Below are 8,496 nucleotides of genomic sequence, written 5' to 3'. Positions count from 1 at the left end.
TTGACGTATTGCTTAATAGGATGTTCTGAACATCCTATTAAGCAATACGTCAACTCCCGATCGCTTATAAGCAATTTGTATCATTTAACCTCTATTTGAATTACTTATTATTGTATTGCTTGCACGATCGCTCTCTAGCGCTTTTAGGGTACTTTCCACTACTTGCAATAATCGCTCAAATCTATACACAGAGCGGCTTTCAGCCATTTTTAGGTTCGACCGCACCGCTTAACCCAAAGCACTAAGCAATTCAAATGATTAGCAATTTGTATTAAATAATTCAAATATGCAATACAATTGCGGCTAGTCGATACAATCTGCTCATCTAGTTCACTATTTTGGATTGCTTCATTTCGAGTTCTATAAGCAATTTGTATCGATTGAGTGTTTGCCGCCAGACCCTGATCGATTGCCTGTGCGCGGCGGCGACGATTCTGTTCTCGCAAGCCAAATCCATTGCACGGTAACGATCGCAGCAATTGAGCCATCGCCCTAGCCAAACAATGCGAAGGGATAGACCAGTAGCAATTCATATCAACAACCAATACAATAAGCGATACAATACAGTTAGCTCAACGCAGTAGACCGCTCCACTGATCCACGCTCACCTTCATTGAATCATGGGTAAACGCACCTGGCTCAATACTCAGCTTGCCAATGAATTCTTGCCCGCGATCGCCCAGTTGCCCGACTCCGAAGCGGGACATCAGCAAGCGATCGACTTAGCCGCACAGCTTCGCCAATCCTGGGTCGATCGCCATTTCACCCAGATCTCTCAGCTTCAGCCGTTGTTTGACCAAACCCGCAGCCAAATCAAAGCCAAGTTTGGGGCTGACCATTTTGCCTTGAAATATTTTGGCCTGACCACAGAGGAATACACCGAACTCAATAACCAGAAGTTGCAACGCACTGCCGATCGCAATGAGGACGTGAAACAAATTGACCAACCGGATGCGATCGTGGCAAAAGCCGTTGCGCTGATCGAGGACTCACCGCATTGGTTTGACCTCGCCGCAGCGCTGGCCGTCCTGACCGGACGGCGATCGAGTGAGATTCTGGCAACCGCTCAGTTTGAGAAGGCGAGCCAGTGGAGTGTGCGGTTCACCGGGGCACTCAAACGGCGGGGCGAGCGGCAAATCCTCAGCTTTGAGATTCCCACGCTCACCACTGCCGATCGCGTCATTGCGGCCCTAGCAAAGCTACGTCAGCAACTGCCCGATGCGGTTGCTCTGACGCCGGAAGAGATTAACCGCAAGTACGGCGATCGCGTGGTGCAAGCCTGCGAGCGTCACTTCGCGGGGCTGGTTCCACCCAGAGGGCAAGACAACCTCTACACCCACTTGTTTCGCGCCGTCTACGCGACGATCGCCACCTTTTGGTATTGCCCGTCCTGGGTGGAGCCGACCGAGTACAAGGCGGCGATTCAAGGCCACTATGCCGTTTTAGACGAAACTGATCCGACGCTGCGGCGATCGCTCACCGCTTCGCGTCACTATGCCGACTATGAGATCGCGGATGCGGTCATTGCTCAAGCCGGGGGCAAGCGCAAGGGCATCAAGCTAGGGCACGGCGGCATCCAACCGATCGCCCGCTTCCAGCGACCTGACGCCACAGCAGCACCCGCACCACCGGAAGCCCGCTCCACTTTGCAACCGCAAGCCATGTCCCACTCCGCCGCTCCCCAATCCAGCAAAAGCAAGCGCACACCCAGAAAGAGCGTGTGGATCAATTACCAAGAGGAAAATCTCGTCCAGCAAGTGCTATCGCATTTTGGCCCAACCGACACAACAGAAGCCAAAATCGCCGCCATGTCCCGCTGGTTGCATTGGTCACTGGAAACACTCGAAACGGTCGCGCCACCCCAATCCGCTGCATCCGATGCCGCCGAGCAAACGGCGATCGTCACACCCGCAACCACGCCCGATCCACGACCCACTGAGCCGACGACGATCGCCGCGCCGCCCCCACAGGTGCAAGCCCCAGCCGCTGAGGTGGACGAACTCAAGTCGATGTTTACTCAAACCCTGGCGATGTTTCAGGCGTTGATGCAAACGCACACGCAGCTCAGCGCCACACCCACAGGGGATCATGGCCTTGCGCCATCGCCGGTTGCGGACACCTTGCGCCCTGACCCCGCGCCGCACAGTGGCACAGTGGCAAGCGATCGTCCACCCAAACCGGACACAGAAGCAGCGACGAGCGCCACCGCCGCCCGCACTCAACGTCAACCCAGCCGCTCGAAGTCGCCAGAAAAGGCCACTGCCACCGCTGCCCTCACACAGCAAATTCTCCAGGCGATCGACGACATTCAACACTACAACCTGTATATCGACCAAACACAGCAACCCCACAAGCTCAAGCGCGAGATTACAGCCAATTTTCTCAAGGCACTCACGCCCAACCAGCGCTTAATCAACCGCATTTTGGAGCAGCAGCAACAGGCGATCGATCAACACCACCACCAACTGCACATTCAGCCTGGGCACAACAGCAGCTACCGCGAAAAAATCACACTCGCACAGGTGCAGCAATCCCTGCGATCGGGCAAGGGGACAGGTCAAGATTGACGCTCCAGACCCGCAACGCTGCCCCAATCCAATTAAGCAATTCATGCAGCAATTGGATTGCTTAGTGCGAAGCAATCCAATTGCTGCGTCAAGGTGTGGCACAGTCCCGATTCACACTAGTCTCAGTGGGAGCGCTGGGGCCGTGCCATTGGCTCAGGCGGCTTTGCACCCTTGCCAGCGCGTTGGAGCCGGCGATCGATTGTAAAGTCGGCTCAGAAATCGCCCCAATCCGCGCCTTTGTCCCTGCATCGCATCTTTCGTTACAATTCAATCGCAATCAGCGCGGCGATCACCCTACTGGCGACCCGAATTTCAGGTCAAATTTGGCCTCACTCACCGATCAAGCATCACGCTCAGGCAATCGAGCGGTGACACCAGTTGCCACATCGCCCTGAGATCTTGCAGCCGCTGCCAACCCCGCCAGAGACTTTGCAGCCCCGCGCAAGTGCCCAATGCGCCACCCAATTGACCGATCCACACCAGGCACTCGCCCAAACTCGGCGCTCGTGCCGGGGGTGTGTTCGTTTGATGCACATAGCAATACAACGCTTGCCATTCGGCAGGTTCGAGCTTGCCGTCGATCGAGCCATCCGGATCAGTCCGTGCCCCATACGCCAGCCACATCAGTCGCCATGCCACAACTGCGTAACACGCCAACGCTCGCTCTAGTCGGTCTGAACGCTTCAGTTGCAGCGTTTCCAGGCGACACCCCGATTTAAGCAAGTAGTGATAGCGTTCGATCAGCCACCGATAGCTGTACCACGTCAAGCACTGCTGCGCCATCGCGAAGTCGGGCACATCCAGCGTCGTCAGCAGCAACCAGCGGATCGGTGCTTCGTGGCTGGGCGGCGGCTGCATCTCTTCGGCCAGAATCGCGCTGACGGCGATCGGTGCAAGCTGGCTCAAATACTCTGGGGGGTGCAACCACAATTGAGTGAAGCGCACGCTGACGACGGCAGTGCGGGCGGCACGGCGCGGTGTCCGTTGCAGTGCCAACCGAAATGCACCCTGGCACTCACACGCCGCAACGGTGGCGAATAGGGCGGCAAAATCCTCATCGGCCTCGTTACTCGTCGTTTGTCGATCTTGGGCAGCGCGAATCAGAAATTCACTTTGAGTCGATCGCGCACAGGCGAATAGTTCATAAATGTCCGCTTCGCGATCCCCCACCGTCACCACCCGTGTACGATCGCCCACCAGTTGCTGCGTGATTTCGAGACTCCGCAGCCAGCGCACGCTCTCTTTTTGCGCGATCACCATCCGCCGCTGATCGTCGCGCTTGCGGCACTTGGGTCGCGCCCACACTTCCTGATGCAGCACACCGAGGGGCACTCCTGCTGCACTGGCGGCCAACACGCTATGCACTTTCAGCCCACGCGCTCGTGCTTTGCTGATGCTGCCTAATCCCTGCGTCGATCGATGATGGCTGTAGTCCAATTCGGTTGTGTCTTGGATGGCAAGCACCGTTGTTTCTTGGGCCATCCGCTCGACCGACCGGACGGCATGAGCGCGAATAATCGCAGCCGCATCCACCCGCCGATTCGCCCAAAAGTCATACATCCCCTGCATTGCAGCTCGATCCCGACTCGCTTGCGGCACACTGGCATTCGGCTTGGCCGCCAAGTCTTCCACGATCGCTATCAGCCGTCGAGTCCGGCGCAAGTCGCCTAAATCGGCGGCCTCAAGTTCCTCGCTGACCCAACTCATGACAATACTCTCTGGCTGGATGCACACGCGACGACACCCGCGCTCGATCGCGATCGAGCAAAATCAGCAACGCTCAAAACCAGTGCTAAAAGCGCCTCACAGCCGATTCTACTTGCCACTTTTGCCGTAAAATTCGCGTCCAAACCAGCCATCCATGCGGCAAAAATACCGCATATGCACATAGCATTCTTATCTATACCTGTATATTCCTTATCCATATCCACATCCTTATCTAGCCCTATATACCCCTGATCGCATCAGACAATCGCGGACAACCATCCGCAGCCAAACTCGATCGCACCCGCGCAGCCAGCCGCAAAAAGTCCCCACTCGCCCCTAGATGAAGCTTTGTATTTTTTGTCACTCTGCTAAATCACCAAGCGCTCGCCCCTTCTGCATTAGACCCGTGTAAAGCACTTCGATCGGCCTTCTCCTTGAAATTGCAATCTTTTGAGAGCGCTCGTCACATTCGATCGCCAACGGTTACACCAGCTATGAAGAAGTGTTGCAACGGCGGAAATTGAACTAGAAAAATTAAAATCTAAACTCGCTCAAACTATTACCCCGCAACCGTTTGAGCAATCGAGAAAATTGTTAAGAAAAATGCGATTAACGCATAGTACTTGGAACCTTCCACCATTCGTCGTCATATTGCTAACGTTTGCAAAGCGTTTGGATTCAGCAACATTGAAGGCGAACATTACTCCTACCGGGAAGAACTCGTTGACCTGTTTGCTCAGCATCGATCGGAACTGGTTCATCCGCAATTAGTGGGTCAGGGAAAATCCGCTATAGAATTTCCGGGTAGTCCACTAACGCTAAAATCGCCGCTTTATGTTGAGCGTCCGCCGATCGAAAAACAGTGTCTTCAAGAAATTCGCAAACCGGGCGGCTTAGTGCGAATTCGCGCCCCGCAACATATGGGTAAAACGTCGCTTCTGCATCGAATTTTAGCAGGAGCCAACGAGATGAATTTTGCAACGGTGCGGCTGAATTTGCGGCAGGCAGAAGCAGCAGTCTTGACGGATTTAGATACATTTTTGCGATGGTTTTGCATCAATCTTATCCGCAAGCTGAATTTATCCGTTCAGATTGAAGATTACTGGGATAGCGATCGGTTTGGAAGCCTGGTAAGCTGCACGACTTCTTTTCAGTTCTGTCTTTTAGAGCAACTGCATCAGAATTTAGTTTTGGGATTGGATGAAGTAGACTGGCTATTTGAATTTCCGCAAATCGCACAGGGATTTTTTGCATTGCTGCGAAGCTGGCACGAAGAGGCAAACAATCTACAGGTTTGGCAGCGATTACGATTGGTCGTCGCTCATTCTACTGAAGTTTATCTACCGCTCAATTTGAATCAATCGCCTTTTAATGTCGGATTGCCGATTCGCTTATCGGAACTGACGATCGATCAAATCCAGCAGTTAGCAAAACACTATGGTTGGAACGGTTCAGCAGCAGCAATCCAGCAAATCGTTGCAATGGTCGGGGGGCATCCGTATCTTTTGCAGTTGGCGTTTTATCATCTGCAACAAGGAATGACGCTGGAAGAACTACTGCGAACGGCTCCAACTCAAGCCGGAATTTATCGCGATCATCTGCGGCGTCACTGGCAGGTTTTGCAAAACTATTTAGAACTACAAATCGCCCTCGATCGCGTGATTGCCAACGAGCCGCAGGGAACCAGTCTCGATCCGATTCTGGCCTACAGGCTGGAGAGTTCCGGGCTGGCAAGACTGGATGGCAATCAAGTCAGGCTAAGCTGTGAACTGTATCGTCGGTATTTTAGCGATCGATCGTGAGCTTAAATATAGTTCCCTGATTGTGTTTGCCGCCCATTAACGTTGTGCCGTAGAATGTGCCCTCAATTTCAATTAGGCTGTTGGGCTGGCTGCCGTTGCCTCCGGTGAAGTAGCCGAGCGGAGTAAGTTCTCCCTGAGGTGTGAGGCGAAAAACCATGCCGGGGTCGGGGGGTTCTGGTCCGATCGCTGTGCCGTAAAAGTTGCCGTCGCTGCCCTGAATCAGGCGGTTAAACAAAAAGTTGCGATCGAGGGTGGCGATCGTCGTCTTTTGTCCATCCGGCGTTAAACGAAAGAAGTTGCCGAACAGCGTCACGCCGTAGAAGTTGCCGTCCTGCGCTTCTACGAGGCGACTCGGATAGGCATCGCGGCTGGGGTTGTCATTTAGCCCTACAAATTGAGCAAATGGAATCAACGTTTGGTGATTGGTGAGGCGAAAAATTGTTGCTTCGCCATCTGCCATGTATTGTGTGCCGTAAAAATTGCCGTGCGTCACGTAAAATTGCCCGATCGATCCTGAATGATATCGAGTGCCCCTGGAAATCGATCGACCTTGAAGTGAACCAGAGTCGTGAGTTCTCCGGCAGGCGTTAGCCGAAAAATTGTGCCTTGCTCATGGTCGCCGCTCATGTAGGTTGTACCGTAGAAATTGCCGTCCTGCGCTTGAATGAGAGGACGCTGAGGACTAGCGCCGTTTTTGCGATCGAACACCGCTAAGGTCGTCAGTTGTCCGGCTGTGGTGACGCGAAAGACCGTGCCGAACCCCTGCCCATTTGCACCACCGCCCGAAGTTGTGCCGTACAAATTGCCATCGCGCCCCAAAATTAGCTCTGCCTCCGGGTTGTAGCCTTGAGTTTCGCCATGCAGATGCACGATCGGCTGAATCTGGCCGTCCGGCGTGAGGCGAAAGATGACTCCGGGGCCAATTCGTCCGCCTTCGGTGATGCCGTAAAAGTTGCCGTCGCTCGCCTGAACTACTCCTAACGGGTTGCCGCCGTTGTCACCTTGAAAGTGAGCGATCGTGGTGAGTGATGCCTTCTGGAAATCTGAAGATGGAGTCGTTTCAGCAGACGGAGTGGATGAGGTAATGTTGTTCGGTTGACACGCGGATAAACCTGCACATAAACTCAGCAAAATGAGGACAAGAGGATGAAGGACAGAAAGCTTTTCCACAGTTTTTTCGCAGTGAAAACTATTGAGTGAACAAGGTTGAGATATTGCCGCGAAACGAAGGTTCTGTGCAGGTTGTTCCTTCACGACAAAGAAGATTTGCCTCAAAGGTGCGATCATCAATCCACTTAAAGCTGCTTAAATCCGCAGTTGCTGCCGTTTGTTCAAACATTTTTGATTCCCCAGTCTGTAAATCGAGCGCAACAAACCAGGACACACCCTCCATCGATTCAACAAACAGGGCATATCGCTCATCGCTCGTCCACTGCACCCAGTTGAGTCCGCCGTATTTGGCAATATCGATCTTTTGAGCGGTTTCTGACTGGCGATCGACCAGATACAGCGACCAGCAAAGTCCCGATTCATTGGTTGTGCCTTCACAGGCTTTCACGATATTAAATCGACCGGATGGAGACGAATCAGAAATAATCAGCCGTTGAGCATCAGTAACATCGCCATTGCTGACATAGCTCACCGGAATTTCTGTGAGTAATACCTTGTCTTGATACAATAGCTTGCCATCATTGCTAAACGTTAATCCCTGCACGGATTCGCCCTGCAAAATCTCTGCCCATTCTTGAACGCCTGCCAGTTTGGGAAGGCTTGGGGAGTCTGCTGGATTGGACGGAGAGGGCGCGACTGTTTCAGAATCGGGTGAAGTCGTTTCAGGCTGCGATCGAGTCGGCGTAGCAGTGCATCCGGCGATCGCAGCGCTCAGCATCCAGCAGCCAAACACACAGGCGATCAACTGTTTTTTGCGGCAATTAAAATTCATTTGGGTTGCTCTCAATGGGCTTATAGCAAATCAATGCGGCTGTCGTGAACCCAGCAGTTGCCGTCGGGGTTATGGAACCAGGATTCGCCATTGCGATCGACTTGACGGCGATCGATTTCAACCGATGATCTGCCCGGAAAGCGAGTTACGACCCTACCCCAGGGTGCAACGCGGCAGTTCGACTGCTCCTGCTGACTGCCTGCAATTCTGCCCATCCGGGGAAAGACATCGGCATCGTCAGGCAGATTATCGCGTTCGTGGTAGATATTATCTAGAGGAACTCGGCTAGAATTGGGCGATCGTTGCGCTACGGTGGGCAGTTGCAGGGCGATCGCAATGCCTACAACGGTGCTGCCCAAGAGGAACGTTTTAAGCAAAGCGTTGAATGGTTGCTGCATGATTTCAATCCAGGTTTTTCAGGATGTGACTTCACGTTTGAAGCTGAGGTTTCCAGCTTAGCGACATGATTTGAAAGAGA

7 protein-coding genes are annotated in these 8,496 nt (G+C 53.3%); 2 read left to right on the top strand and 5 right to left on the bottom strand.

The genetic code is table 11. The features are described from left to right. Positions 1 to 620 precede the first annotated feature (620 nt). A complete protein-coding gene (locus H6F67_RS00500) occupies positions 621 to 2,567 on the top strand; it encodes a protelomerase family protein (RefSeq protein ID WP_190762255.1) in 1,947 nt (648 codons plus the stop codon). Positions 2,568 to 2,900: 333 nt separating this feature from the next. Here the strand turns inward: H6F67_RS00500 and H6F67_RS00495 are convergent, their stop codons facing one another. Then, positions 2,901 to 4,274 (bottom strand): IS4 family transposase, encoded by a 1,374-nt coding sequence (locus tag H6F67_RS00495; RefSeq protein WP_190762253.1) that lies wholly within the window; start codon positions 4,272 to 4,274, stop codon positions 2,901 to 2,903. A 623-nt stretch (positions 4,275 to 4,897) separates the two neighbouring features. On the opposite strand from H6F67_RS00495, the gene H6F67_RS00490 reads away from it, so the two are divergent. After that, on the top strand, positions 4,898 to 6,076 hold the full coding sequence (locus H6F67_RS00490; RefSeq protein WP_190762251.1) for an AAA-like domain-containing protein: 1,179 nt from the start codon (positions 4,898 to 4,900) through the stop codon (positions 6,074 to 6,076). Here H6F67_RS00490 and H6F67_RS00485 read toward each other — a convergent pair. From H6F67_RS00485 to H6F67_RS00470, 4 genes are read right to left on the bottom strand one after another with little or no spacing between them, the layout of a single operon-like run. Next, positions 6,060 to 6,569 carry a choice-of-anchor tandem repeat GloVer-containing protein gene (locus tag H6F67_RS00485; RefSeq protein WP_190762248.1) on the bottom strand — a complete coding sequence of 170 codons (510 nt, stop codon included), beginning with the start codon at positions 6,567 to 6,569 and terminating at the stop codon, positions 6,060 to 6,062. The two genes, H6F67_RS00490 and H6F67_RS00485, sit on opposite strands and share 17 nt — an antisense overlap. Next, on the bottom strand, positions 6,566 to 7,246 hold the full coding sequence (locus tag H6F67_RS00480) for a choice-of-anchor tandem repeat GloVer-containing protein (protein ID WP_190762247.1): 681 nt from the start codon (positions 7,244 to 7,246) through the stop codon (positions 6,566 to 6,568). The genes H6F67_RS00485 and H6F67_RS00480 overlap by 4 nt, the downstream gene beginning before the upstream one ends. A gap of 19 nt (positions 7,247 to 7,265) precedes the next feature. Continuing rightward, positions 7,266 to 8,018 carry a hypothetical protein gene (locus H6F67_RS00475; protein WP_190762245.1) on the bottom strand — a complete coding sequence of 251 codons (753 nt, stop codon included), beginning with the start codon at positions 8,016 to 8,018 and terminating at the stop codon, positions 7,266 to 7,268. Positions 8,019 to 8,038: 20 nt separating this feature from the next. Further along, complete coding sequence (locus H6F67_RS00470) at positions 8,039 to 8,416, bottom strand: hypothetical protein (protein WP_190762243.1); 378 nt, start codon at positions 8,414 to 8,416, stop codon at positions 8,039 to 8,041. Positions 8,417 to 8,496 lie beyond the last annotated feature (80 nt).

The organism is Microcoleus sp. FACHB-1515, assembly GCF_014696105.1.
In the GTDB taxonomy this organism is placed as follows: Bacteria; Cyanobacteriota; Cyanobacteriia; order Elainellales; family Elainellaceae; genus JAAUTJ01.
The sequence above is the reverse complement of the archived record's forward strand: the minus strand, read 5'-3'. Positions and strand labels throughout refer to the sequence as shown.

Excerpts from the sequence above, each read along its gene's own strand:
- H6F67_RS00500 (WP_190762255.1), top strand. The coding sequence starts at position 621 with ATGGGTAAACGCACCTGGCTCAATACTCAGCTTGCCAATGAATTCTTG.
- H6F67_RS00495 (WP_190762253.1), bottom strand. The coding sequence starts at position 4,274 with ATGAGTTGGGTCAGCGAGGAACTTGAGGCCGCCGATTTAGGCGACTTG.
- H6F67_RS00475 (WP_190762245.1), bottom strand. The coding sequence starts at position 8,018 with ATGAATTTTAATTGCCGCAAAAAACAGTTGATCGCCTGTGTGTTTGGC.
- H6F67_RS00470 (WP_190762243.1), bottom strand. The coding sequence starts at position 8,416 with ATGCAGCAACCATTCAACGCTTTGCTTAAAACGTTCCTCTTGGGCAGC.